Raw genomic sequence first — 24,849 nt, forward strand, 5'->3', positions numbered from 1 at the left:
GCGAAGTCGGCAGTGCACCGCCCGCGGCCGTTCTGCGACGTCGATCGTACGAATGTCGGCAGGTTTCGATGATCCGCTCACTGCGTTGCTAAAGACCCGGGGGGGACGGCCGATACAGCAATCGTGAATCTGCCGAGAACTTCCATGTACTCACGCCTCCTGATCCGTCTGGCCGCCCCGCTCGCCCTGACGCTGCTGTTCCCCATCGCCGCCGGTTTCGATTGGCCGGCCCCGGTCCGTTGGGCCATCCTCACCACGATGACGCTGAGCTGGCTCGGTTTCGCCGGCTGGACCGCGTACAGCCAGACCCGGCGCTCGCCGGAGCAGGCCAAGGTCATGCGCGAGCAGGACCACCTGCTGACCGAGCTGCGCAGCTTCGTCGGCAACGAGATCGAGGGCTCCCGCTCCGAGATCGAACGTGCCCGCGAACTGATCCGCCAGGCGGTCAGCGGCCTGGGCGGCAGCTTCGAGGCGATGAACCGCAAGTCGCGGCAGCAAAGCGTGGCGCTGGCCCGCATCGTCGACCGCGCCGGCGAAGACGGCGGTGCCGGCGTGGACGTGGCCCGCTTCGCCCAGCATGCCAGCCAGCGCATGGAGCAGCTGGTGGAGGCGCTGGAGCAGGTCAGCGGCCAGAGCAGCACCACGGTGCACTACATCGACGACATGTCCCAGCACCTGGACGGCATCTTCGCCCTGCTGGAGGACGTCAAGTCGATCGCCGACCAGACCAACCTGCTGGCGCTGAACGCGGCGATCGAAGCGGCGCGCGCCGGTGAGGCGGGCCGCGGCTTCGCGGTGGTGGCCGACGAGGTGCGCAACCTCTCCGAGCGCTCGACCACCTTCAACGAGCAGATCCGCAAGCTGGCGCACAGCTCCAAGGACGCCATCGCCAAGGTCCGCGAGACGGTCTCGAACATGGCCTCGCGCGACATGGACCGCTCCCGCGAGGCGCGGGCCGAAGCCGCGGCGATGCTGGACAACGTGGCCGCGATCAACCACTCGCTGGGCGACGGCATGCGCGAGATCTCCGAGTGCGGCCGCGCCATCGACAGCAGCGTCGCCGAAGCGGTGCGCGCCCTGCAGTTCGAGGACATCGCGACCCAGGCCCTGGGCGGCGTGCACACCCACCTGGACCGCCTGACCGCGATCAACCGCGAGGCCGTGGCGCTGCAGGAACTGCTGCACCGCAATGGCGGCGTGTTCGATCACGAACTGATCGACGCCCTGCAGCGGGTCGGCAACCGTCTGCGCGACATGCGCACCGAGTGGGAGCGTCCGCCGCACAAGCCGGTGGCGCAGCAGAGCATGGGCGCCGGCACGGTCGAGCTGTTCTAAAGCCCGCCTTGTCGTCCTCCGTGCCATGAACCGACGAGTCCCCGGCCCCTGCCGGGGCTTGTCGTCTCTGCCCTTCCCGTCCGGCCCCGTCGATGTCGATGCCTCTCCAGTCCCTGTCCCGAGTTGCGGCCATGTCCTGCGATGAAAGCAGCAGCGCCCACGCGCCCTCGTCCGAGCCGGTGGCGGACACTGGCCTCCGGCCGGTGGCCGCGCCGCGCCAACCCGGCCACGCACTGCGGCGGCTGGAGACGCTGGCCCAGGCCGAACTGCGGCAGTTGCTGATCGCGCGCGCCCCGGCACCACAGGACGCGCGCATCGCCGACCCGATCTGGGCCGGCCTGGCCTGGGACATGGGCCTGAACGGCAGCGCGGTGGCGGCCGCCGGCACGCCGGCGCCGCCGGTGCACTTTCCGCTCTACGACGGCGACTGAGCGGGATCGCGGCGGCCGCGCCGGTACCGAGCGAAGCTTGCTGTGGCGGTGGGTTCAGGGCACCGCCAGAGAGGGACCCGGTAGAGCGTGACCCGGCCTCATCTCCCTCGATTTCGTTTGGTGCAGGAGGCCGATCAATCAATGCACACTTCGCGGCCGCAGGAGCGGCTTCAGCCGCGACAGGCGGTATCGGGAACGCCACGTCGCGGCTGAAGCCGCTCCTACGCGGGCACGACGGAACTTGCCGACCGTGGCAAAGGCCGCGATGCGCGGCGCTTTTCAAACGCGACAAGCGAGCGGCACGTGCCCCTGCCGGCCGCATGCAGTCGGGACTGAAGTCCCTCCCACACCTTGCGATCAGATCCCGGCATCGGTGATGCGAGAGCGGATTCGGTGGCGAGATGCGATACATCGACCAGCACGCCATTACGCATCGCAAAAACCAGCAAGCACGGCACCCAGCGCGCCTCTGAGCCATTCCGCGATCAGGAGCGTCCGATCGCTGCAAAGCATCACGGTGGGAGCGACTTCAGTCGCGACGCATGACGCCGTCCAGTGACATTGATGTTCCTGCAGTCGGGACTGAAGTCCCTCCCACACCTTTTGGCAGATCTCGGCATCGATGCGAAGATGCATTCGGTGGCGAGATGCGATACATCGACCAGCACGCCACTACGCATCGCAAAAACCAGCAAGCACGGCACCCAGCGCGCCGCTGAGCCATTCCGCGATCAGGAGCGTCCGATCGCTGCAAAGCATCACGGTGGGAGCGACTTCAGTCGCGACGCATGACGCCGTCCGGTGACTTGATGTTCCTGCCGTCGGGACTGAAGTCCCTCGCACAAGCTCCTTTGCGTGTGGCGACAGCACGCTCTAACGCCGCTCCCTCCGTCGCAGCCCCGGCTGCCGCGGGAATGCCCGGTCGCGGCTGCCACAGCTCCTGCTATGTTCGGCCTCGGGTCGCGGCTGACGCCGCTCCTACGCAACGCCTACACCGCCTCCCGGTCAGCTCGGATTTTCCAGCGAGAACAGATCCGCCTGCTTGTCGTAGGCGAAGTACTCGGCGTAGCGCGCCCAACTGGTGACCGCCTGCACCGTCTCCGCCGCATAGCTCTCGGACATGTGGTCTTCCAACTCGTCGCGGAAACGGCGTGCCGGCGCGTGATGCGCCGGACGTTCGTCGAGCACGCGGCGGATGTGCGCCGCCAGCGGCACGTAGGTGGCCAGGTGCTGGGCGAACAGTTGCTTGCGCGCGTCGGTGCCCAGTTCGGCGAAGCGCTGCCCGGCCGGGGTCAGTTGCAGGTCGCCCTGCTCGAACACGGCGAAGCGCAGCAGTTGCAGGGTCTCGGCGATCGGGAACAGTTCGTCCACTTCCAGCTGCAGCCCGGCCGCCAGCGGCGGCAGGTCGGCACGGCCATGGTACGGCTCGGCCGCCACCGCTTCGATCAGGCCGGCCAGCAGGTTGCTCGAGACGCGCGGCAACACCATGGCGATGCCGCTGCCCGGGAACACGCCTTCGCGGGTCTGCGGCCGCTGCGGGCTGGCGGTCATGCGTGCATAGATGTCGTCCACCAACGCACGGAACGCCGGCGCCAGGCGGTTGCGCGGCTGCGGCAGGGTCACCTCGATCTCGCCGATCACCCGCCCCGGATTGGCGCCGAAGATGACGATGCGGTCGCACATCAGCACCGCTTCCTCGATGTTGTGGGTGACCATCAGGATCGATTCGATCGGCATGCGCCCTTCCGACCACAGGTCCAGCAGGTCGGTGCGCAGGGTCTCGGCGGTCAGCACGTCCAGCGCGGAGAACGGCTCGTCCATCAGCAGCAGCTTCGGCCGCACCACCAGCGCCCGCGCCAGGCCCACGCGCTGGCGCATGCCGCCGGACAGTTCCTTCGGGTAGGCGCCTTCGTAACCGTCCAGGCCGATCAGGTCGATCGCCGCCAGGGCGCGCCGGCGGCGCTCGTCGGCAGCCACCCCGCGCGCCTCCAGGCCCACTTCCACGTTCTGCAGCACGGTCAGCCACGGGAACAGGGCGAAGCTCTGGAACACCATGGCGATGTCGTCGGCCACCTGGCCCGGCGCGGCGTCGCGGAAGGCGATGCTGCCCGCGCTGGGCTGCAGCAGCCCGGCGATGGCGCGCAGCAGGGTCGACTTGCCCGAGCCGGAACGGCCGAGCAGGCCCACGATCTGCCCCGAGTGCAGGGTCAGGTCGACATCCTCCAGCACCACCAGCGGCGTCGCCCCGCCCTTGTCGTAGCTCTTGCGCACGCCCTGCACGCGGACCAGCGGGGCGCGTTCGGGCACGCTTGCGGAATAGCTCATGGTCGGTCTCCAGGAATCAGTCGAAACGCAGGCGGCGTTCGGCGAAGACGTACAGGCGTCGCCAGACCGCGCGGTTGAAGAGGGTCACGAACAGCGACATCACCGCCACGCCGAGCAACACCCGCGGGCCATCGCCGGCGGCCGTGGCACGGGCGATGTAGGCGCCGAGGCCGTAGGCCTGCACCTGGGTGTGGCCCCAGCTGGCCAGTTCGGCGACGATGCTGGCGTTCCAGGAACCGCCGGAGGCGGTCAGCGCGCCGGTGATGTAGTACGGGAAGATGCCGGGCAGGATCACCCGCCGCCACCAGGTCCACGAGCGCAGGTGGTAGATGGTGGCGGCCTCGCGCAGGTCGGTGGGGAACGCGCTGGCGCCGGCGATCACGTTGAACAGGATGTACCACTGGGTGCCGAGGATCATCAGCGGCGACAGCCAGATGTTGGGATCGGCGCCGGTGCTGACGATGGCCAGCACCGCGAACGGGAACAGCACGTTGGCCGGGAACGCGGCCAGGAACTGCGCCAGCGGCTGCACCCGCTGCGCCACCTTCGGGCGCAGCCCGATCCACACCCCGATCGGCACCCACACCACGCTGGCCAGGGCGATCAGCACCACCACGCGCAACAGCGTGGCCAGACCGCCGCCGAAGGCCTCGGCGAGGTCGTGCAGGCCCAGGTGGCGACGGCCATAGTCGTAGGCGAACCAGGCCGCGGCCGCGCCGGCCAGCGCCAGCGCCGCGCTCCACAACCGATCGCCCCACATGCCACTGCGGCCGGGTTCGCGCGTCGTCGCCACGGGCTTCGGCCGGTGCCGTGGCGCCCAGCGCACCAGCATGGCGCGCTGCCAGACCCAGGCCAGCGGCGCGACCAGCCGCTTGGCCAGGCGCGTGCGCCGCAACAAGTCGTACAGCCACGACTGCGGCTTGTCCTGCGAGGCGGTGAGTTCGGCGCGGAACTTGTCCGACCAGGCCACGATCGGGCGGAACAGCAGCTGGTCGTACAGCGCGATCAGCACCGCCATCGCCACCACCGCCCAGCCGACCGCGGCGAAGTTGCGCTGGGCGATCGCCAGCGCCAGGTACGAGCCGATGCCGGGCAGTTCCAGGGTGTGGTCGCCGACGCTGATCGCCTCGGAGGCGACCACGAAGAACCAGCCGCCGGACATCGACATCATCATGTTCCAGATCAGCGAGGGCGTCGCGTACGGCGCCTCCAGCCGCCAGAAGCGTTGCCAGGCGCTGAGGCCGAAACCGCGCGACACCTCGTCCAGGTCGCGCGGCACGTTGCGCAGCGACTGGTAGAACGAGAACGCCATGTTCCAGGCCTGGCTGGTGAAGATGGCGAAGATCGAGGCCAGTTCGGCGCCGATCTGGCGGCCGGGGAACAGGCCCAGGAAGAAGGTCACGGTGAAGGTGAGGAAGCCCAGCACCGGCACCGACTGCAGGATGTCCAGTGCCGGCACGATCACCCGCTCGGCGCGCCGGCTCTTGGCGGCCAGGGTCGCCACCACGAAGGTGAACACCAGCGAGGCGGCCATCGCCGCGAACATGCGCAAGGTGGTGCGCAGGCCGTACTCGGGCAACTGCCACAGATCCAGCGACACCGCGGCGGTGCCGGCTGGCGGCAGCGGCGCACGCATGTCCGATGCGCCGTGCAGCAGCAGCGCGCCCAGGCCCAGCAGCAGCGCGAACACCGCAAGATCGTGCAGGTTGGGCAGCACGCCGGGACGTGCGGCGAGCTGTCCGGGCGCGGAGCGGTCGCGGGCGAATGGCAGCATGGGAAGATCCGGCAGGAGCGGCAGGCGGCGCCGCAGATAAAAGGACGCTGGCGCGGGTCGCGACGCGGACCGCCCAGTGTGACCGGGGAAGATGTACGCCGTGCGTCAACCGCTGCCGGCCGCGCGGGCATGCACCGACGGGATGGCGCACCCACGTCGTCGCCGCGCCACGCAAGCGCACAGCGGCGAACGAATCAGGGACGGTGGCGATGGCAGGCGCATGGGCGGCTCCGACGATGGGAACGCCAGGGGCTACGCTCGGAGTCCTCGCGGATCGCGCTTGCGCATTCTCGGAATCAAGGCCAGCGGCGAGAGGCTGGCGAACGATCCCGTCCTGAGCGGACGGGACCCATCTGGGACGACCCAGACCGTGGCGGTCCTGTCAGCTCTGTCGCTGCAGCGTCGGTCTAGGATGACTGTCCAAGGAAGGTGGCCTCTGGCCGGGAAACGATGGGCGCGCGCAGTATAGCCAGCTGCTGCGGCGCCGCAAGTCCGCGCGGCGCACGCGGCGCCGCGCGTTCACTGCGCAGCCAGCACCAGCCGCGGATGGGTCGCCGGCGCCACCTGGTTGCGCGCGCGCAACCAGGCCGCCAGCTCGCGCGGCGGCAACGGCCGCGAGTGCAGATAACCCTGGATCTCGTCGCAGCCCTGCTCGCGCAACAAGGCCTCTTCCTGCACCGTCTCCACACCCTCGGCCACCACCTGCATGCCCAGCGCGTGGCCGAGTTGCACGATCGCCTGGGTGACCTTGGCGGTGCCGCTGTCGTGCAGCATGTCCTGCACGAAGCTGCGGTCGATCTTCAGCCGCTGCACCGGGAAGCGGTTGAGGTAATGCAGGTTGGAGAAGCCGGTACCGAAATCGTCCACCGCCAGCAGCACGCCTTCCTGCTCGAACAGCTCGAAGCAGCGGCGCAGCGACTCGCTGTCGCGGATCAGCGCCGACTCGGTCAGCTCCAGTTCCAGCCGCTTCGGCGACCAGCCATTGCGCTGGCACAGTTCGATCACCCGCTCGGCAAAGCCGCGGTCGCGTAACTGCATTGCCGAGACGTTCACCGAGACGCGGTCGAAGCTCAGCCCCGCCGCATCCCAGGCCGCGGCCTGGCGGCAGGCCTCGCCGATCACCCAATCGCCCAGGCGCACGATCTCGCCGCATTCCTCGGCGATCGGGATGAACTCGGCCGGGTTGCAGTGGCCGTGGCCGGGGCGATGCCAGCGCAGCAGCGCTTCCACCGCCGGCGCCCGCTCGCCCGCCGCATGCACCAGCGGCTGGTACACCAGCGAGAACTCCTCGCGGTCCAGGGCACCGTGCAGGGCGTGCTCGATCTCCAGGCGCCGCTGCGCGCGCAGCAGCACGTCCTGGCTGTAGTAGTGGCAGGTGTTGCGCCCGGATTCCTTGGCCGCGTACATCGCCGCGTCGGCCGCGCGCAGCAGGCCATCGAAGTCCTGGCGGCCGTCCTCCATCAGCGCGATGCCAATGCTGGCGCCGATCTTGATCACGTTCTCGCCGCTGTGCAGCGGCTCGGCCAGCGCCGCGATCAGCTTGCGCGCCACGTGTCCGGCGTCGCCGGGCTCGGCCAGGTCGCGCAGCACCACCACGAACTCGTCGCCGCTGAAGCGGCCGAACAGGTCGCTGGTGCGCAGTTGCTGGTGCATGCGGGTGGCCGCCAGCTTCAGCAAGGCGTCGCCGGTGGCGTGGCCGAAGGAATCGTTGATGCTCTTGAAGCCGTCCAGGTCGACGAACAGCATCGCCAGCGTGGTGCCGCGCTCCACCGCATCGTGCATCGCCTTCTCGGCCTGCTCGCGCAGCAGTTGCCGGTTCGGCAGGCCGGTCAGCAGGTCGTAGTGGGCCAGCAACTCGATGCGCTCGCTGGCCTCGCGCTCGCGGGTGATGTCGCGGAACAGCACCACGAAGCGCGGCGGCAGGCCGTCGCGCTCGTCCAGTTCGATCAACACCTGCACCCAGATGCGCTGCCCGGACGGGCGGTGGAAGCACAGGTCCAACTGCTCCGGCAGGCCGCCCTCGGCGATACGCACCAGCGCCGACTCGAACGCATCGCGCGAGTCCTGTGTGTACAGCGCCAGCGCGTGGTCCAGGTCGATGGCCTCCTTGCGCAGGCCATGGATGCGGTAGCACTCCTCGGTCCATTGCATGCGCCGGGTGCCGACCTCGATCTCGCAGCCGCCGATCTTGCCCAGCGCCGAAACGCGGTTGAGCAGTTCGGTGCGCCAGCGGATCAGCGCGTCGGTCTGGAGCTGCTCGGTGATGTTCTGCACCTGGCCGAGCACGCGCTGGATGCGGCCATCGGCCTCCACCTGCGGCTGCGCCCACACCCGCAGGTGCAGCGGCGACTCGCTGCCACGCACCAGCTCGACCTCGAAATTGGCCGGCTTGGCCTCGCGCGCCATGCGCCGCCAGATCGAGACCAGCTGCGCCCGCGAATCGCGGCTGAGCAGGCGCAGCCAGCCACGGCTGCTCGGCGCCCGTTGTTCGTCCAGGCCGGTGACGCGCAGGAACTCGCGCGAGCACCACACCCGGTCGCCCAGCGGGTCCCAGGACCAGCTGCCCATGCGGGTCATGCGCTGCGCCTCCCGCAGCAGGGTCTGCTGGTCGCGCAGGCGCTGCTCGAGCAGCTTCTGCTCGTGGATGTCGGTGTGCGTGCCGATCATGCGCAGCGGGCTGCCGTCGGCGGTGCGCGCGACGATGCGGCCACGGTCCAGGATCCAGTGCCACTGCCCGTCCTGCCGGCGCAGGCGGAACTCGCACATGTAGGTTTCGGTGCGGCCCTCGAAATGCGTGCGGATCGCCTGGCGCAGGCGCTCCTGGTCGTCGCCGTGGACCAGCGGCAGCAGCGCGTTCAGGCCGTCGGCCGGGGCGTCGCCGGCATAGCCGAGCATGCGTTTCCAGCGCTCGGAGCGGAAAATGGTGTCGCTGGGGATGTCCCAGTCCCACAGGCCGTGCTCGGCGCTGTCCAGGGCGATCTCCCAGCGGGTGGCGCCGTCGCTGCCGACCGGTTCGGGCACGCTGAGGGTGTAGGCCAGCAGGCCGCCGCTGTCGTCGCGGACCGCGCGCAGCCAGCCGTCCAGGCGTCGCCCGGCGGTGCCCGGCAGCGCGCAGGCCAGCATGGTCTCGCCGCCGAGCAGGCGCTCGCGGGCCGCACGCAACAGCTCGGCGTACGCCTCCACGGTGCGCGGCAACTCCAGTGCCTGCGCTGCCCGGTTCGCCGCCAGCGGCCTGCCATCGGCGTCCAGCAGGACGAGCGCCGAGGTGAGCGGGTGCTGCAGCAAGCTTGCGATGACGCCTTGATCCACGCCGAGATACTCCGTTTCGCCGCCCTGAAGGCCAGCGGTCGAAGGTGATAACGGCACCCGGTGGCATTAATTGAGCGCCCGCGCTGCCCGGCGATGGGCCGCGGCGGCCATCAGCGGCTAAGATGTCCGCCGGACACGGACCACCGCAGCAGGCTGCCGGGGCATGCAACCACAACGCGACAGTTCCCTGCCCATCCAGGCGACCTCCGGCATGCGCCTGGCGCAACGCCTGGATCGCGGCATCTGGCGCGCGGTGCTGCTGTACGTCCTGCTGGGACTGGCGCTGTCGATCGGCAGCGACCTGGTTCTGGCGCATTTCGTAGACGATCCCGGCACGTTGATCGCCTTGCAATTGGTCAACGACGCCCTGTTCCTGGCGTTGACCGCGGTCGCCCTGTATTACCTGCTGCGCCCGCTGGTGCGCGCCGCGGTGCAGGCGCACACCCGGCTGGCGCTGTCCGAGGCCGGCTACCGGCAAATGTTCCATGCTAATCCCAGCCCGATGCTGGTCTACGACCTGGAAACCCTGCGCATCCTCGACGTGAACCCCGCCGCGGTCGCCTTCTTCGGCTGGTCGCACGACGAATTCGTCGGACTGGAACTATCCCGGCTGTGGCCGCCCAGCGTCAGCGCCCGCCTGGCCGAGGTGATCGAGACGATCCGGCAGACCCCGTCCAAGACCTGCGTGGTGGCCGAGCCGTTGCGCCTGCGCGACGACAGCCAATGCATGGCCGAGGCGCGCAGCACCAGCCTGGACTACCACGGCCGGCAGGCGCGGCTGGTGGTGATCAGCGACCGCAGCGCCGAGTACGACGCGCAGCGCCGCCGCGACCAGGCCCTGCGGCATCTGCAGGAGGCGCAGTCGATCGCGCGGCTGGGCTCCTGGCAGCTCGACCGGGCCAGCGGCCTGGGCAGCTATTCCGAGCAGGTCTACCGGATGCTCGGCCGGCGCGTCCCGGACCAGCCGCGCCAGCACCGCCTGGAAGAGCTGCTGGTACCGCCCGACGTGCCGTCGCAGGCGCGCATCCAGCGGGTGATCGAGGACCTGTGCGGCAGCGCGCCGCTGCAACTGGACATGCTGCTGCCGGTGCTGGCCGCCGACGGCCAGGCGCGCATGCTGCACCTGCGCGCCGAATCGGTCGCCGACGACGCGGGCGGCGCCAGCGTGCACGGCACCCTGCAGGACGTGACCGAGCACGAGCGCTCGCGGCGCCTGCTGCACGAGCGCGAGGAGCAGTTCCGCGAGTTGGTGCGGGTGCTGCCTGACGGTGTGGCGATCCTGCACCAGGAACACGTGCTGTACGCCAACGCCGCCTGCGCCGGGCAGTTCGGCTTCGAGGGCGAGAACCTGCTCGGCGAGCCGCTGCAGGGCCTGGTCGACAGCGCCGACCTGGCGTTGGTGCGGCAGCGGATGGGCGCGGCCGGCGCCAAGGGCGAGCGCGGCGCCACCGCGCGCATGTGCCGCCGCGACGGTTCGCTGTTCCACGCCGGGCTGTCGTTCGGCAACGTCCGCTACAGCGGGCGCGACTGCAAGCTGCTGATCGTGCGCGACCTCAGCGAACCGGAACGCATGCGCGATGCGCTGGCGCAGAGCAACCGCGAACTGCAGGCGATGGCGCGGCGCTTGTTCTCGCTGCAGGAAGACGAGCGCCGCGCGATCTCGCGCGACCTGCACGACGACATCGGCCAGGCGATCACCGCGATGAAGCTGTCCGCGCATGCGGCGCTGGACGAGACCGACGCCGAGCGCCGCCGCGAGGACCTGAGCGAGATCGTGAATCTGGCCGACAGCAGCATCACCAAGCTGCGCAACCTCTCCACCCTGCTGCGGCCGCCGCAACTGGACGCGCTCGGCCTGGAAGCGGCGCTGCGCTGGCAGGCCGGCATGCTGTTCCGCGCCTCGCCGGTGCGCCTGCAACTGGACATCGCGCCCCTGCCCGAGCGGCCCAGCGGCGAGGTCGAACAGGCCTGTTTCCGCATCGCCCAGGAGAGCCTGACCAACGTGCTGCGCCATGCCAGCGCCGGCGAGGTGCGGATGACCCTGGGCGACGAGGAACGCCAGCGCCTGCGCCTGGAAGTGGTCGACGATGGCGACGGCTTCGATCCGGCCGGGCCGCGCGGCCTGGGCCTGATCGTGATGCGCGAGCGCGCGCAGAGCGCCGGCGGTACCCTGCAGATCGACACCGCGCCCGGCGCCGGCACCCGGGTGACGCTGTGCCTGCCCTACACCACCGCGGCACCGCCGTCGCCCCCGCCTGGAGCCTGAGCCGATGTGGAATCCCGCCAGCGCCGTACCCGTGGACGACGAATTGCCGTCGCGCCTGGGTGCGGGTCACCCCGCCCTGACCGGCATGATCGCCGAGGCCTTGGCCGGCGGGCCGGGGGTGATGCTGCTGCACATCGACATCGACCACTTCGCCTCGATCAACGAGAACATGAGTCCGGAGGTCGGCGACCAGGCGCTGGCGCTGCTCGCGCACCGGCTGCAGGCGCACCTGCGCGGCCGCGGCCTGCTGTGGCGCCACGGCAGCGACGAATTGGTGATGGCGGTGCCGCGCACCGCCGACGTGCCGCCGCCGGAAGCCTTCGCCGAGGAGATCCGGCAACAGATCGAGCTGCCGCTGTCGGTGCTGCCGTACACCCTGTTCATGACCGGCAAGATCGGCGTGAGCCTGTGCCCCGAGCATTCCACGCGGCTGTCGACCCTGCTCGACTTCGCCGAGGACGCGGTCTACCAGGCCGCGCGCGAAGGCGGCAACCTGGTGCGCCTGTACGCCGCCGACGGCCCGCCGAGCGCGCACAGCGAGAGCATCATCTCGCGGCAGATCGTCGACGCCATTCCCAACGGCGAACTGCGCCTGCGCTACCAGCCGATGGTCAGCGCCCGCGACGGCCGCGTGGTCGGCATGGAATCGCTGCTGCGCTGGCAGTCGCCGACCCTGGGCATCCTGGTGCCGGAGCGCTTCATGCGCACCGCCGAGCGCCTGGGCGTGATCGTGCAGATCGGCACCTGGGTGATGGAAGGCGCGCTGCGCCAGGCGCGGCTATGGCGCGACCAGGGCTTCGACGACTTCACCATCGCGGTCAACGTCTCCACCCTGCAGCTGCTGCGCCCGACCTTCTTCAACGAAGTGATGTCGGCGCTGCAGGTGGCCGGGGTGCCGCCGCAGATGGTGGTGCTGGAGATCAACGAGAGCGCGCTGACCAACAACGTCAACTTCGTCCACGAGACCCTGGCCAACCTGTGCCGCGAAGGCATCAGCCTGAGCCTGGACAACTTCGGCACCGGCGATTCCAGCCTCAGCGCGCTGGTGCGCTACCCGGTGGACAAGCTCAAGATCGACCGCAGCTTCATCAAGAGCGCGCCGGCCGGCAACCGCGAGGCGGCGATCGCGCGCGCGATCATCGCCATGGGCCACCAACTGGGCATGGTGGTGATCGCCAACGGCGTCGAATCGCAGGCGCAACTGGGCTTCCTGCGCCGCAACGACTGCGACATCTTCCAGGGCTACCTGTTCGGCGAACCGATGTCGGCCGAAGCCGCCGGCATGGCCCTGCGCCGGCGCTACCTGCGCCCGGAATCGTTCACCGAGACGCGCCCGGACCGCACCCTGCTGCTGCTCGACGACGAGGAGAACGTGCTGCGCTCACTGGTGCGCCTGTTCCGCCGCGACGGCTACCGCATCCTCGCCGCCGGCAACGTCCGCGACGCCTTCGACCTGCTCGCCACCAACGACGTGCAGGTGATCCTGTCCGACCAGCGCATGTCCGACATGAGCGGCACCGAGTTCCTGGGCCGGGTGAAGATGCTCTACCCCGACACCATCCGCCTGGTCCTGTCCGGCTACACCGACCTGGCCACCGTTACCGACGCGATCAACCGCGGCGCGATCTACCGCTTCCTGACCAAGCCCTGGAACGACGACGAACTCCGCGAACACATCCGCCAGGCCTTCCGCACGCACGACGAACAGCGCCGGGATGCGGGGCCCTGAGAAGCCGGGATTGGGCATTGGGGATTAGGGATTAGGGATTGGCAAAAGCGGCTTGGCGTCTTCTGCTCCCATCCGTGCATGAACATGAAACGCCGACACCGCGCCTTTACGAATCCCCAATCCCCAATCCCGAATTCCCGCCCTATTTCGGCTGTCTCACCGGAATCACGATCCGGAACGTGGAGCCTTCGCCGACGGTGCTGCTGACGTCGATGCGGCCGTGGTGCTTGTTGATGATGCCGTAGGAAATCGACAGGCCCAGGCCGGTGCCGCTGCCGACCGGCTTGGTGGTGAAGAACGGGTCGAAGATGCGCTGCAGCAGGTCCGCCGGAATGCCGGCGCCGGAGTCCTTGAACTCGATCCACACCTCCTCGCCGTCCTGGCCGGTGCTGACCACGATGGTGCCGCGCTCGCCGATCGCCTGGCCGGCGTTGAGCAGCAGGTTCATGTACACCTGGTTGAGCTCGGACGGCAGGCACTCCACCAGCGGCAGGTTGCCGTAGTGGCGCTCCAGGGTGACCTTGTACTTGAGCTCGTTCCAGATGATGTTGATCGTGGATTCCAGGCCCGAGTGCAGGTCCACCAGCTTCCACGATTCCTCACGGCCGGAATACGAGAAGTCCTTGAGGTCGCGGACGATGCGGGTGACCCGCTCGATGCCTTCGCGCGACTCGGCCATCAGTTGCGGCAGGTCGCGGCTGATGAAGTCGATGTCGAAGCGGTTGCGGATGTCGTCGATCTCCGGGATCAGCGCCTTCGGGTCGGGCGCGCGCAGGGCGCGCTCGTAGGCCTCGATCAGGGTGAACAGGCTGCGCAGGTATTCCTGCAGGCTGCCCAGGTTGGAGTGGACGTAGCCGATCGGGTTGTTGATCTCGTGGGCGACGCCGGCGGCGAGCTGGCCGATCGAGGCCATCTTCTCCGACTGCAGCAGTTTTTCCTGGGCGCCGTTGAGGCGCAGATAGGCCTGACGCAGTTCGGCGTGGCGCTGCTGCAGTTCCTGTTCGTAGTCCTGCTGGCCTTCGATGCCCTGGATCAGCATCAGGTAATGGCCGCCGCTCGCGTCGGCATGGAAGTACAGATGCGCCAGCACCACGTGCTGCTCGGTCGGCAGGCTGCCGCTCCAGCGGCCGCTGCTGCGCGCCTGCGACAACGCATCGCTGGGCAGCCACTGCGCCAGGTGCGCAGCCAGGCCGCCGGCGTCGGCGCCGGAAAGATGGCGGCGCGCGGCGCTGTTGGCCAGCAGCAGCTGGCCGTCGGCGCGGAACAGCACCACGCCTTCGTACAACAGTTCGCTCAGGGCGAGCAGTTGCTCGCGCGCAGGCAGGACAAGCGGTTCGGTGGGATTGATTTCGGCGAAATTCACGACAAGCCGCGGGCGATCGATGGATGCCCAATATACGCCGTTGCCGCCGGCGGATGCGCGCCCCGCACAGGGACGCGCTGCGGCTTACGCGATCGCCAGGGGACGCTGGGCGAGCGGCGTGCTGGACTGGCCGTTGGCGTCGTAGGACGACGCGCTCTCGCTGCGGCCGAGGTGGCGCAGCGCCCAATTGACCTCGCGCCTGCGCCGCGACAGCAGCGCGCCGTTGGCGCGGTTGGCGTCGGCCAGTTCGCGCAGGCGCAGTCCGGCCTCGGCGCCGGCGGGCACGTCGGCCTCCAGTGCGCGCAGGGCCGCCAGCTTGGCGCTGGTCGCCTGCATGAGGCCTTCCACGTTGTGATCCAACAACGCCTGGCGCTCGCCGGCGAGCGCGTCGCTGAGCTGCTGCAGGGGGTTGGTCACGGACGTGTTCATGCGCCGAGTTGCCGATCCATGTCGATCATGCGGCTGGCGATCGCGTCGGGGTTGATCTTGTAGCTGCCGTTCTGCAGCGCCGAGCGCACCGCGTCGACGCGGCTGCTGTCCACCGCCGGAGCGGCCGACAGTTGGCGTTGCAGGGTCTGCAGGCCGGAGGCTTCGCCGGTCAGGCGCAGGCTGTCGGTTGCAGCGGCCGCACCGACCGCACGGTCCTTGCCTTCCTCGGACGCGCCGGAGGCGGCCTTGGTCGAGACGGACGACGTGCGAAGGGTGGCCGGGCTCGGCAAACTCCCTTCAATTTTCTGGGTCATGACGGACATCCTGTTACGGGTTCGGTGTAAGTAACGGCACAGCGTCGGAGAACTTTAGCCGGGATCTCATCGCGTCACTAAAACGTCGCCGTTTTGTGACACAGTTCCCTGAACGATGCGTTTGGACGACAGGTTTTCGACGGTCACCCGCTCGTTTTCGCCCGCATCGCCCAGTGCGCGCCCGGACATGCGCACTTCCAGGCCGCCGCTGCGGGCCACCAGCGCCACATTGTCGCCGCGCCGGACCAGCCGCGGTGCGACCAGATCGGTGGCGGACAACAAGGTGCCGGCCGGCAGGGTGCGCCGTACCACCTTGCCGATCGCCGCCTCCGGCTCGGTCATCGCGGCGCCGACGATGCGCGCCGCGTCGCGCTTCTCGGGGACGATATCGGCCGCGCCGATGGTTTCTCCAGCGGACAGGCCGCGCGCCAGCACCAGGACGTGCTGCATGCGCCGCACCTTGACCGGCACGAACAGGCGCCAGCCGGTGTCGCGCGGGCAACTCACTTCCACGGTCGTGGTGCCGGTCGGCTGGGCCTGCAGCGGCACCGGGCACAGCGGCACCCGCACCGACGGGTCCAGGGTCGCCTCGGCATCGGCGTCGGCACCGGCCAGGGACAGCGCCGCAGCGCGGATCGAGTCCACCGACTGGAAGTCCGTGGCCCAGGCCGGCGTGGCCGCCAGCAGGACCAGCAATAGGATCGGGCGCATCGCCGTCTCTCTCGGAAAGGTCGCCGACACGATGCAAAGACCGTGCCGGAAACCGCATGGTCGATCTGCGCGCTGCCCTCAAGTTCCGCCGCGACAGCGCCGATATGAACGCCATGAGTCACGACCTTCTCAACCGAATCGACCAGCGCACCCGCTTGGCGGGCCACAACCGGCTTGCCCTGCTGTTGTTCCGGCTGGGTGGTCGCCAGCTTTTTGGCGTGAACGTCTTCAAGGTGCAGGAAGTGCTGCGCCGGCCGGAGCTGTTCCAGGTGCCGGGGCTGCCGCTGCAGTTCTCCGGCGTCGCCGACGTGCGTGGGCGCTCGGTCCCGGTGCTCGACCTGGGCCTGGCCATCGGCCACCCGGAGCGCGAGCCGAACGCGGACACCGCGCCAGGCTATCTGGTGGTGACCGAGTTCAACCGCTCGGTGCAGGGCTTCCTGGTCAGCGGCGTGGAGCGCATCGTCAACATCGCGGTGGAAGACATCCATCCGCCGCCGGAACTGGGCGCCGAATCCAGCTACCTGACCGCTGTTACCCGCTTCCAGGGCGAACTGATCCAGGTGATCGACGTGGAAAGCGTGCTGGCCGACATCGCCCAGACCCGGGTCGAGGCCAACCTGGACCCGTCGCTGGCGCTCACCGGCCCGCAGTTGCAGGTGCTGGTGGTCGACGACTCGCGCGTGGCGCGGCAGCAGATCCGCAGCGTGCTGGACCAGCTCGGGGTCGCGGCGACCCTGCTCTCCGACGGCCGCCAGGCCTTGGACCATCTCTTGCAGATCCACGCCGCGGGCGAGAATCCGGCCGAGCGCTACGCCATGGTGATCTCGGACATCGAGATGCCGGCGATGGACGGCTATACGCTGACGACGGAAATCCGCCGCCATGCCGGCCTGTCCGGCCTGTACGTGCTGTTGCACACCTCGCTGTCGGGCGTGTTCAACAATGCGATGGTCGAGCGCGTGGGCGCCAACGCCTTCGTGGCCAAGTACAGCCCCAACGAGCTGGCCGAGTACGTGCTGGCGCGGCTGCGGGTCGTGGCCGCGGCCGCGCAGGCGGCCGCCTGACCCGGGCGCCGCGCCTGCCGCGCGGCCTGCCTGACCTTCTATATAGCGCGCGCGGGCGCTCCCCGCCTCCCGCGGCAACCCCCTGATCTCACGGGCCTTGCGCCCGACTTTGGCACGCGCCTTGCCTGTGGTTTCGGCAACGAACCGCGGGATCGTGCCATGTCCAATCCGATCACAGCCTACTTCGGCGTCCACGGCGACGCCCTGCCGCTGCGCGAGCAGCGCATGAAGCTGATCGCCAGCAACCTCAGCAACGTCGACACGCCCGGGTACAAGGCCCAGGACCTGGATTTCGACGCGGCGATGCGCGCCGCGCAGGGACAGCGCGAGGGTACCCAACTCGCGGTCCACGACAGCCGCCACATCGCGGTCGGCGGCGATGGCCTGAACCCGTTCCAGGTCACCCGCGTCGCCAGCCAGCCCAGCCTGGACGGCAACACCGTGGACCCGGATGCCGAACGCGCCGCCTACGGCCGCGCCGCGCTGGAGTACCGCGCCTCGCTGAGCTTCCTCGAATCCAAGGTGCGCAGCATGCTCACCGCGATCACAGGCCAATAAGCCATGAGCAACCTGCCGATCTTCGACGTCGCCGGCTCCGCGCTGCAGGCGCAGTCGGTGCGCATGAGCACCATCGCCAGCAACCTGTCCAACGCCGATTCGGTGGCCGGTTCGGCGGAGGCGGCCTACAAGCCGATCGAGCCGATCTTCCAGGCGGTGCGCAATCCGCACGACAGCAGCCTGACCTCGGTCAACGTCAAGCAAATCGCCACGACCAACGCACCGCCGATCAAGCGCTACGAACCCGGCCATCCGCTCGCCGACGCCGACGGCTACATCTATTCGCCCGATGTGGACCCGGTCTCGCAGATGGTCAACCTGATCTCCGCCTCGCGCAATTACCAGGCCGGCGTGGAGGTCCTCAACACCGCCAAGGAACTGGCGCTGGCTACCTTGACCATGGGCCGCTGATCGCCCTCCCTCCGCCGCGTCACGTTCCAGGACCGCTTCCATGACCAGCGTCACCTCCACCGACACTACCTATTCCAGCCTGGGCCTGAGCGCCTCGGGCAACACCAGCACGACCAAGAACAAGGCGCTGCAGCAGGCCGACTTCCTGAAGCTGATGACCGAGCAGCTGCAGCACCAGGATCCGCTCAAGCCGATGGACAACAGCCAGATGGTCGCGCAGATGGCGCAGCTGTCCACCGTGCAAGGCATCGGCGACCTCAACAAGACCGTGACCGCGCTGTCCTCGTCGATGAGCACCGACCAGGTGCTGCGCGGCGCCAACCTGATCGGGCACAAGGTGCTGGTACCGTCGGCGACGCTGCCGCTGGGTGCCGAGGGCAGCACCGGCGGCCTGGTCGCGGCCAAGGCCGCGGGCGTGGTCGACGTCACCGTCAGCGACGCCAACGGCCAGCCGATCAAGAAGATCAGCCTGACCGCCGACAAGGCCGGCCAGCTCGATTTCGCCTGGGACGGCACCGACGCCAGCGGCAAGCGCATGCCGGCCGGCAGCTACAGCATCACCGCTGGGCAGACCGATGCCCAGGGCAACCAGCTGTCCCTGTCCACCTACGTCCAGGCGCCGGTCGAGAGCGCCATCATCGGATCGGACGGCATCTATCTCGACCTGACCGGGCTCGGCACCACGCCGCTGACCAACGTTCTCCGCGTCAGCTAACGCCACGCCGACCATCCACAGGAGTCCACCATGGGTTTCAATACATCGCTGTCCGGCCTCAGGGCGGCCAATACCGACCTCAACGTCACCGCCAACAACATCGCCAACGCCAACACCACCGGCTTCAAGGGCTCGCGTGCCGAGTTCGCCGACCAGTTCACGCTCAACGGCTACGGCCTGGCGCGCAACGCAGTGGGTTCGGGCGTGCGCGTCAGCAACGTCGCCCAGCAGTTCTCGCAGGGCACCATCGATCCGACCGGGCGCAGCCTGGACCTGGCCATTTCCGGTTCCGGCTTCTTCACCCTGTCCAACAACGGCGCCCGCGTGTACTCGCGCGCCGGCAACTTCCAGACCGACGCCAACGGCTATGTGGTCAATCCGCAGGGCGCGCGGCTGCAGGTGTTCCCGCCGGCAAGCAACGGCAACGGCTTCGCGGCCGGCACCCTGACCGACCTGCAGCTGCTGACCACCGACAGCCCGCCCAAGCAGTCCAGCACGGTCAACCTGACCTTCACCCTGCCCGGCAACACCCAGCCGCCGACGGTGGCCACGTTCGATCCGAACGACGCCAACAGCTACAACAACTCCAGCGGCGGCACCACAGTCTACGATTCGCTGGGCGTGGCCCACGTGCAGACCTCGTACTTCGTCAAGACTTCCACGCCCAACCAATGGACCGTCTACAACTACGTGGACGGCGTGGCCGCCGGCGGCGCCAGCACGCTGCAGTTCTCCAGCAGCGGCGCGCTGGTCAGCCCGGCCGACGGCAAGATCGCGCTGGGTTCCTTCACCCCCGCCACCGGTGCCGGCACCCTGTCGCTGACCCTGAACATGTTCGGGTCGACCCAGTACGGCGAGGCCTTCGCCCTGCGCGGCGCGACCCAGGACGGCTACGCCAGCGGCAAGCTCAACTCGATCAGCATCGACGAGAAAGGCATCGTCTACGCGCGCTACTCCAACAACGCGGACAAGGCGCTGGGCCAGATCGCGGTGACCAACTTCGTCAACCCGCAGGGCCTGAGTTCGCTCGGCGACAACGCCTGGGCGGAAAGCTCGGCCTCGGGCATCGCCCGCACCGGCTCGCCGGCGACCTCGGACTTCGGCAGCGTGCAGTCCGGCGCACTGGAATCCTCGACCGTCGACCTGACCGAGCAGCTGGTCAACATGATCGTGGCCCAGCGTAACTTCCAGGCCAACTCCCAGGTGATCTCGACCCAGGATCAGGTCACGCAGACGATCATCAATATGCGTTAAGGCTGGGATTGGTGATTCGGGATTGGTGATTCGTCACCGCTGGCGCCCTGCCGAACGGGCGTCAGCTTGAGCCACCATTTCCGATCGTCTGCGGCACTGCCGCTTCTTCGAATCCCGAATCCCGTCTCTCCAATCACGGTTCACACCCATGGACAAAGCCCTCTACGTCGCCATGACCGGCGCCCGCGCTTCGCTGCAGGCGCAGGCCACCGTGTCGCACAATCTGGCCAACGTCGAGACCTCCGGGTTCAAGGCGGCGCTGGCCAACACCGAGGCGTATCGGATTCTCGGCGCCGGTTATCCGTCGCGCATCGATGCGCTGCACATCGACCAGGGGTTCAACCGCGATGTCGGCGCGCAGCACCAGACCGGCAATCCGCTGGATCTGTCGCTGGACGCCGACCGCTGGCTGGCGGTGCAGTCCGCCGACGGCAAGGAGGCGTACACGCGCGGCGGCGAATTGGCGCTGACCCCGAACGGCCAGCTGGTGACCGCCAGCGGCCATGCGGTGCTCGACGACCAGGGCAATCCAGTGTCGATCCCGCCGCATCAGTCGCTGGAAATCGGCAACGACGGCACGGTGTCGATCGTGCCGCTGGGCGAAGCCCCCACCGCGATGAGCACCGTCGCCACCCTGAAGGTGGTGCAGGCGCCGGCGGACCAGCTCACCCGCCGTCCCGACGGCCTGATGCGCAACGTCAGCGACGATCCGGCCAAGGCCTTCGCGCCGGCGACCGGCAATTCGCTGCGCACCGGCGTGCTCGAGGGCAGCAACGTCGATGCCGCCGGCGCGCTGGTGCAGATGATCCAGTTGCAGCGCCAGTTCGAAATGCAGGTGAAGGTCATCAAGAACGGCGACGAGAACGCGCAGTCGGCCAACACCCTGCTGCGTCTGAACGGCTAAGGCGCGCCGCGGCGCCTGCAGGCGCCGGTTTGGCACGGCACATGCATCAGTCCCTGCGCCCCCGGCGCGTCGTGCCGGAGCCACCATCAGAGGAATTCGGGTCATGAATCAGGCTTTGTGGGTCGCCAAGACCGGACTGGATGCGCAGCAGACGCGCATGTCGGTCGTCTCCAACAACCTGGCCAACACCAATACCACCGGTTTCAAGCGCGACCGCGCCAACTTCGAGGACCTGCTGTACCAACAGCTGCGGCAGCCCGGCGGCGCCAGCTCCTCGCAGACGCAGCTGCCCTCGGGCCTGCAGGTGGGTACCGGCGTGCGCGTGGTCGCCACTGCCAAGGATTTCGAGCAGGGCAGCCAGCAGCAGACCGACCGCGCCCTGGACGTGATGGTCAACGGCCGCGGCTTCTTCGAAGTGCAGATGCCGGACGGCACCTCGGCCTACACCCGCGACGGCAGCTTCCAGATCGATGCGCAGGGCCAATTGGTCACCAACAGCGGCTACCCGATCCAGCCGGGCATCCAGATCCCGGAAGGCGCGCAGTCGGTGACCATCGGCTCCGACGGCACGGTGAGCGTGCAGGTCGCCGGCACCGCCGCCGCGCTGCAGGTCGGCTCGCTGACCCTCACCGACTTCATCAATCCCTCCGGCCTGCAGGCCCAGGGCCAGAACCTGTACGTGGAAACCGCCGCCTCCGGCCCGGCCACCAACGGTACGCCCGGCCTCAACGGCCTGGGCAAGATCGCGCAGGGCGCCCTGGAAGGCAGCAACGTCAATGTGGTGGAAGAGCTGGTGAGCATGATCGAGACCCAGCGCGCCTACGAGATGAACGCCAAGGCCATCTCCACCACCGACTCCATGCTCGGCTATCTGAACAACAACGTCTGATCCCCTCGCCTCCGGAATCCGCCATGTCGCGCCTGTCCTCTCTCTCCTTCTCCGCCGCGCTGCTGCTGCCGGTGCTGCTCGGCGGTTGCGCCGGCCTGGGCGTCGCCGCCGGCGACGTGCGCCCGTACGCGCCGATGGCGCCGATCACGCCGGTGATGGCGCCGCAGGCGCAACCCACCGCCGGTGCGATCTACGCCGCCGGCCCCGGCCTGCAGCTGTATTCGGACCGCCGTGCCCGCGACGTCGGCGACCTGCTGACCATCACCCTGGTCGAAAGCACCAATGCCAGCAGCACCGCCAACACTAGCATCAGCAAGAAGGATGCGGTGACCATGGCCACGCCGACCCTGCTCGGCGCGCCGCTGACCGTCAACGGCACCAACATCCTCAACAATTCCACCAGCGGCGATCGCAGCTTCGCCGGCAAGGGCAACACCGCGCAGAGCAACACCATGCAGGGCAGCATCACCGTGACCGTGATGCAGCGCCTGCCCAACGGCAACCTGGTGATCCAGGGCCAGAAGAACCTGCGGCTGAACCAAGGCGACGAACTGGTGCAGGTGCAGGGCGTGGTCCGCGCCGCCGACATCGCCCCGGACAACACCATCCCCTCCAGCAAGGTGGCCGAAGCGCGCATCGCCTACGGCGGCCGCGGCGCGGTCGCGCAGTCCAACGCGATGGGCTGGCTGAGCCGCTTCTTCAACTCGCGCATCTCGCCGTACTGAGGCCCGCCATGAATCTCCTGTCCCTGCCCTGCCGCCTGCTCGCCGCCGTCGCCCTGTGCGCGGGCCTGGCCGCGCCGGCCGCGGCCGAACGCATCAAGGACCTGGCCCAGGTCGGCGGCGTGCGCAACAACGCGCTGGTCGGCTATGGCCTGGTGGTCGGCCTGGACGGCAGCGGCGACCGCACCAGCCAGGCGCCCTTCACCGTGCAGAGCCTGAAGAACATGCTCGGCGAGCTGGGCGTCAACGTGCCGGCCAACGTCAACCCGCAGTTGAAGAACGTCGCCGCGGTGGCGATCAGCGCGCAGCTGCCGGCGTTCGCCAAGCCGGGCCAGACCATCGACATCACCGTCTCCTCGATCGGCAACGCCATCTCGCTGCGCGGCGGCACGCTGCTGATGGCGCCGCTGAAGGGCGCCGACGGCCAGGTCTATGCGGTCGCCCAAGGCAACCTGGTGGTCGGCGGCTTCGGCGCGCAGGGCAAGGACGGTTCGCGGATCTCGGTGAACGTGCCCAGCGTCGGCCTGATCCCCAACGGCGCGACGGTGGAACGTGCGCTGCCGGACGTGTTCGGCAACACCGGCGAGATCACCCTGAACCTGCATCAGCCCGATTTCACCACCGTCTCGCGCATGGTCTCGGCGCTGGAAAGCACCTTCGGCCCCGGCAGCGCGCACGCGGTGGACGGTTCCACCGTGGCGGTGCGTTCGCCCACCGACCAGAGCGCGCGCATCGGCCTGCTGGCACGCATCGAGAACGTCGAGCTGTCGCCGGGCGCGGCACCGGCCAAGGTCGTGGTCAATGCCCGCACCGGCACGGTGGTGATCGGCTCGCAGGTCCGGGTCAGCCCGGCGGCGATCTCGCACGGCTCGCTGACGGTGACCATCAGCGAAGGCACCCAGGTCAGCCAGCCGAATGCCCTGAGCGGCGGCCAGACCGTGGCCACGCCCAAGTCCACCATCACCGCCACCAACGAAGGCAGCCGCATGTTCAAGTTCGAGGGCGGCACCTCGCTGGATCAGATCGTACGGGCGGTCAACGAGGTCGGCGCCGCACCTGGCGACCTGATCGCGATTCTGGAAGCGCTCAAGCAGGCCGGTGCCCTGAGCGCGGAGCTGGAGGTGATCTGATATGCGTATCTCGGCCGCTCCCTTCGACCTGCACGCCTCTACCCAGAACGATCCGGCCAAGATCGACAAGGTCTCGCGCCAGCTCGAAGGGCAGTTCGCCAACATGCTGGTCAAGAGCATGCGCCAGGCCAGCTTCGGCAATTCGCTGTTCCCGGGCGAGAACCAGACCTTCCGCGACATGTACGACCAGCAGTTGGCCAAGGGCCTGACCGACGGCAAGGGGCTGGGACTGGCGGCGATGATCGCCAAGCAGCTCGGCGGCGGGCAGCCGGCGGCGACCGGCACCCCGAACACCGCGCTGGATGCGGCCAAGGCGGCCAAGGCCTATTCGCTGGTGTCCGGCCAGTCCGGCAATGGCCCGATGCCGCTGCAGGGCGAGGCCGCGCTCGCCGCCGGTGCCGCAGCCGGCGCCGGCGTCGGCCCGTGGAGCGGCGCCGATGCGGCTGCCTCGCCGCAGCAGCAAGTGCTGGACATGATCGCCGGCCGCGAGAGCAGCGCCATGCATCAGGCCATCGGCAGCAGCCCGGCCGACGGCAGCGCCGGCCTGTCCTGGGCCGGCGCCGACGACCGCTGGTCGAACGTGCAGGCGGCCGCCGACAGCGGCAACGCCATCGATCCCAGCGCCGCCGCGGCCGCCAATGCCGCCGCGGCCAGCCTCGGCGAGCGCACCCCGGAAGGCTTCGTCGCCAAGATCTGGAACCATGCGCAGAAGGCCGCGCAGGAACTGGGCGTGGACGCCCGCGCCCTGGTCGCGCAGGCCGCGCTGGAAACCGGCTGGGGCCGCCGCGGCATCTCCCGCGGCGACGGCGCCAGTTCCAACAACCTGTTCGGGATCAAGGCCACCGGCTGGGACGGCGATCGCGTGACCACCGGCACCCACGAGTACGTGGACGGGGTCAAGCAGTCGCAGACCGCCGATTTCCGGGCCTATTCCTCGCCGGCGGAAAGCTTCGCCGACTACGTGCGCCTGCTGAAGACCAATCCGCGCTACCAGCAGGCGCTGAAGGCCGGTACCGACATCCGCGGCTTCGCCCAGGGCCTGCAGCGCGCCGGCTACGCCACCGACCCGGCCTACGCGGCCAAGATCGCCGCCATCGCCGGCGGCCCGACCATCGGCCGCGCGGTCGCCGCGATCGGCAGCGCCGCCGCCGGCGGCATCGAGCGCGTGCTGGCCAGCACCGTCGATTCGTCCGGCCTCGTGCGCCGCTGAGGTAGC

General features: G+C 69.1%; 21 protein-coding genes. 14 read left to right on the plus strand and 7 right to left on the minus strand.

Going from position 1 to position 24,849, the window contains the following annotated elements; translation table 11 throughout:
* Positions 1-144: 144 nt before the first annotated feature.
* Both FHR56_RS05465 and FHR56_RS05470 read left to right on the plus strand, forming a co-directional pair.
* The gene (locus FHR56_RS05465; RefSeq protein ID WP_160947203.1) at positions 145-1,335 is read left to right on the plus strand and encodes a methyl-accepting chemotaxis protein; all 1,191 of its coding nucleotides are present in this window, start codon (positions 145-147) and stop codon (positions 1,333-1,335) included.
* 131 nt (positions 1,336-1,466) lie between these two features.
* A complete protein-coding gene (locus FHR56_RS05470; RefSeq protein ID WP_160947202.1) occupies positions 1,467-1,766 on the plus strand; it encodes a hypothetical protein in 300 nt (99 codons plus the stop codon).
* 1,005 nt (positions 1,767-2,771) lie between these two features.
* On the opposite strand, the gene FHR56_RS05475 is transcribed toward FHR56_RS05470, so the two are convergent.
* The 3 genes from FHR56_RS05475 to FHR56_RS05485 all read right to left on the minus strand — a co-directional run bounded on the left by FHR56_RS05475 (position 2,772) and on the right by FHR56_RS05485 (position 9,174).
* Positions 2,772-4,091: a nitrate/sulfonate/bicarbonate ABC transporter ATP-binding protein gene (locus tag FHR56_RS05475; RefSeq protein ID WP_160947201.1), complete on the minus strand. Its 1,320-nt coding sequence runs from the start codon at positions 4,089-4,091 to the stop codon at positions 2,772-2,774.
* A gap of 16 nt (positions 4,092-4,107) precedes the next feature.
* Positions 4,108-5,865: an ABC transporter permease subunit gene (locus FHR56_RS05480; RefSeq protein WP_160947200.1), complete on the minus strand. Its 1,758-nt coding sequence runs from the start codon at positions 5,863-5,865 to the stop codon at positions 4,108-4,110.
* 519 nt (positions 5,866-6,384) lie between these two features.
* Positions 6,385-9,174: a bifunctional diguanylate cyclase/phosphodiesterase gene (locus FHR56_RS05485; RefSeq protein WP_160947199.1), complete on the minus strand. Its 2,790-nt coding sequence runs from the start codon at positions 9,172-9,174 to the stop codon at positions 6,385-6,387.
* Between the two features lie 163 nt (positions 9,175-9,337).
* Here FHR56_RS05485 and FHR56_RS05490 point away from each other — a divergent pair, with 163 nt between their 5' ends.
* Together FHR56_RS05490 and FHR56_RS05495 are read left to right on the plus strand one after the other, a co-directional pair.
* Positions 9,338-11,440: a PAS domain S-box protein gene (locus FHR56_RS05490; RefSeq protein WP_237473153.1), complete on the plus strand. Its 2,103-nt coding sequence runs from the start codon at positions 9,338-9,340 to the stop codon at positions 11,438-11,440.
* Positions 11,441-11,444: 4 nt separating this feature from the next.
* Positions 11,445-13,169, plus strand: a complete 1,725-nt coding sequence (locus tag FHR56_RS05495; RefSeq protein WP_160947198.1) for an EAL domain-containing protein — start codon at positions 11,445-11,447, stop codon at positions 13,167-13,169.
* A gap of 142 nt (positions 13,170-13,311) precedes the next feature.
* Here the strand turns inward: FHR56_RS05495 and FHR56_RS05500 are convergent, their stop codons facing one another.
* From FHR56_RS05500 to flgA, 4 genes are all read right to left on the minus strand, one after another.
* The gene (locus FHR56_RS05500) at positions 13,312-14,532 is read right to left on the minus strand and encodes an ATP-binding protein (protein ID WP_160947197.1); all 1,221 of its coding nucleotides are present in this window, start codon (positions 14,530-14,532) and stop codon (positions 13,312-13,314) included.
* Positions 14,533-14,616: 84 nt separating this feature from the next.
* Positions 14,617-14,961: a flagellar protein FlgN gene (locus FHR56_RS05505; RefSeq protein ID WP_160947196.1), complete on the minus strand. Its 345-nt coding sequence runs from the start codon at positions 14,959-14,961 to the stop codon at positions 14,617-14,619.
* Positions 14,958-15,275, minus strand: coding sequence for a flagellar biosynthesis anti-sigma factor FlgM (gene flgM / locus FHR56_RS05510; protein WP_048489805.1), 318 nt, complete (start codon positions 15,273-15,275; stop codon positions 14,958-14,960). Before flgM ends, FHR56_RS05505 begins: the two co-directional genes overlap by 4 nt.
* Before the next feature lie 66 nt (positions 15,276-15,341).
* On the minus strand, positions 15,342-15,986 hold the full coding sequence (gene flgA / locus FHR56_RS05515) for a flagellar basal body P-ring formation chaperone FlgA (RefSeq protein WP_160947195.1): 645 nt from the start codon (positions 15,984-15,986) through the stop codon (positions 15,342-15,344).
* Positions 15,987-16,099: 113 nt separating this feature from the next.
* Between flgA and FHR56_RS05520 the strand changes: the two genes are divergently transcribed.
* The 10 genes from FHR56_RS05520 to flgJ all read left to right on the plus strand — a co-directional run bounded on the left by FHR56_RS05520 (position 16,100) and on the right by flgJ (position 24,843).
* A complete protein-coding gene (locus FHR56_RS05520) occupies positions 16,100-17,050 on the plus strand; it encodes a chemotaxis protein (RefSeq protein WP_160947292.1) in 951 nt (316 codons plus the stop codon).
* A 159-nt stretch (positions 17,051-17,209) separates the two neighbouring features.
* On the plus strand, positions 17,210-17,608 hold the full coding sequence (gene flgB, locus FHR56_RS05525; protein ID WP_160947194.1) for a flagellar basal body rod protein FlgB: 399 nt from the start codon (positions 17,210-17,212) through the stop codon (positions 17,606-17,608).
* A 3-nt stretch (positions 17,609-17,611) separates the two neighbouring features.
* Complete coding sequence (flgC, locus tag FHR56_RS05530; protein WP_160947193.1) at positions 17,612-18,019, plus strand: flagellar basal body rod protein FlgC; 408 nt, start codon at positions 17,612-17,614, stop codon at positions 18,017-18,019.
* A gap of 40 nt (positions 18,020-18,059) precedes the next feature.
* Positions 18,060-18,734 (plus strand): flagellar hook capping FlgD N-terminal domain-containing protein, encoded by a 675-nt coding sequence (locus FHR56_RS05535; protein ID WP_160947192.1) that lies wholly within the window; start codon positions 18,060-18,062, stop codon positions 18,732-18,734.
* Between the two features lie 30 nt (positions 18,735-18,764).
* Positions 18,765-19,988: a flagellar hook protein FlgE gene (gene flgE, locus FHR56_RS05540; RefSeq protein ID WP_160947191.1), complete on the plus strand. Its 1,224-nt coding sequence runs from the start codon at positions 18,765-18,767 to the stop codon at positions 19,986-19,988.
* A 148-nt stretch (positions 19,989-20,136) separates the two neighbouring features.
* Complete coding sequence (locus FHR56_RS05545) at positions 20,137-20,892, plus strand: flagellar basal body rod protein FlgF (RefSeq protein ID WP_160947190.1); 756 nt, start codon at positions 20,137-20,139, stop codon at positions 20,890-20,892.
* Positions 20,893-20,995: 103 nt separating this feature from the next.
* On the plus strand, positions 20,996-21,781 hold the full coding sequence (gene flgG / locus FHR56_RS05550; RefSeq protein ID WP_019800423.1) for a flagellar basal-body rod protein FlgG: 786 nt from the start codon (positions 20,996-20,998) through the stop codon (positions 21,779-21,781).
* A gap of 23 nt (positions 21,782-21,804) precedes the next feature.
* A complete protein-coding gene (gene flgH, locus FHR56_RS05555; RefSeq protein ID WP_160947189.1) occupies positions 21,805-22,506 on the plus strand; it encodes a flagellar basal body L-ring protein FlgH in 702 nt (233 codons plus the stop codon).
* A gap of 8 nt (positions 22,507-22,514) precedes the next feature.
* A complete protein-coding gene (locus FHR56_RS05560; RefSeq protein WP_019796242.1) occupies positions 22,515-23,633 on the plus strand; it encodes a flagellar basal body P-ring protein FlgI in 1,119 nt (372 codons plus the stop codon).
* Position 23,634: 1 nt separating this feature from the next.
* Positions 23,635-24,843 (plus strand): flagellar assembly peptidoglycan hydrolase FlgJ, encoded by a 1,209-nt coding sequence (gene flgJ / locus FHR56_RS05565; RefSeq protein ID WP_160947188.1) that lies wholly within the window; start codon positions 23,635-23,637, stop codon positions 24,841-24,843.
* Positions 24,844-24,849 lie beyond the last annotated feature (6 nt).

It is taken from the genome of Xanthomonas sp. F10 (assembly GCF_014206815.1).
In the GTDB taxonomy this organism is placed as follows: Bacteria; Pseudomonadota; Gammaproteobacteria; order Xanthomonadales; family Xanthomonadaceae; genus Xanthomonas_A; species Xanthomonas_A indica.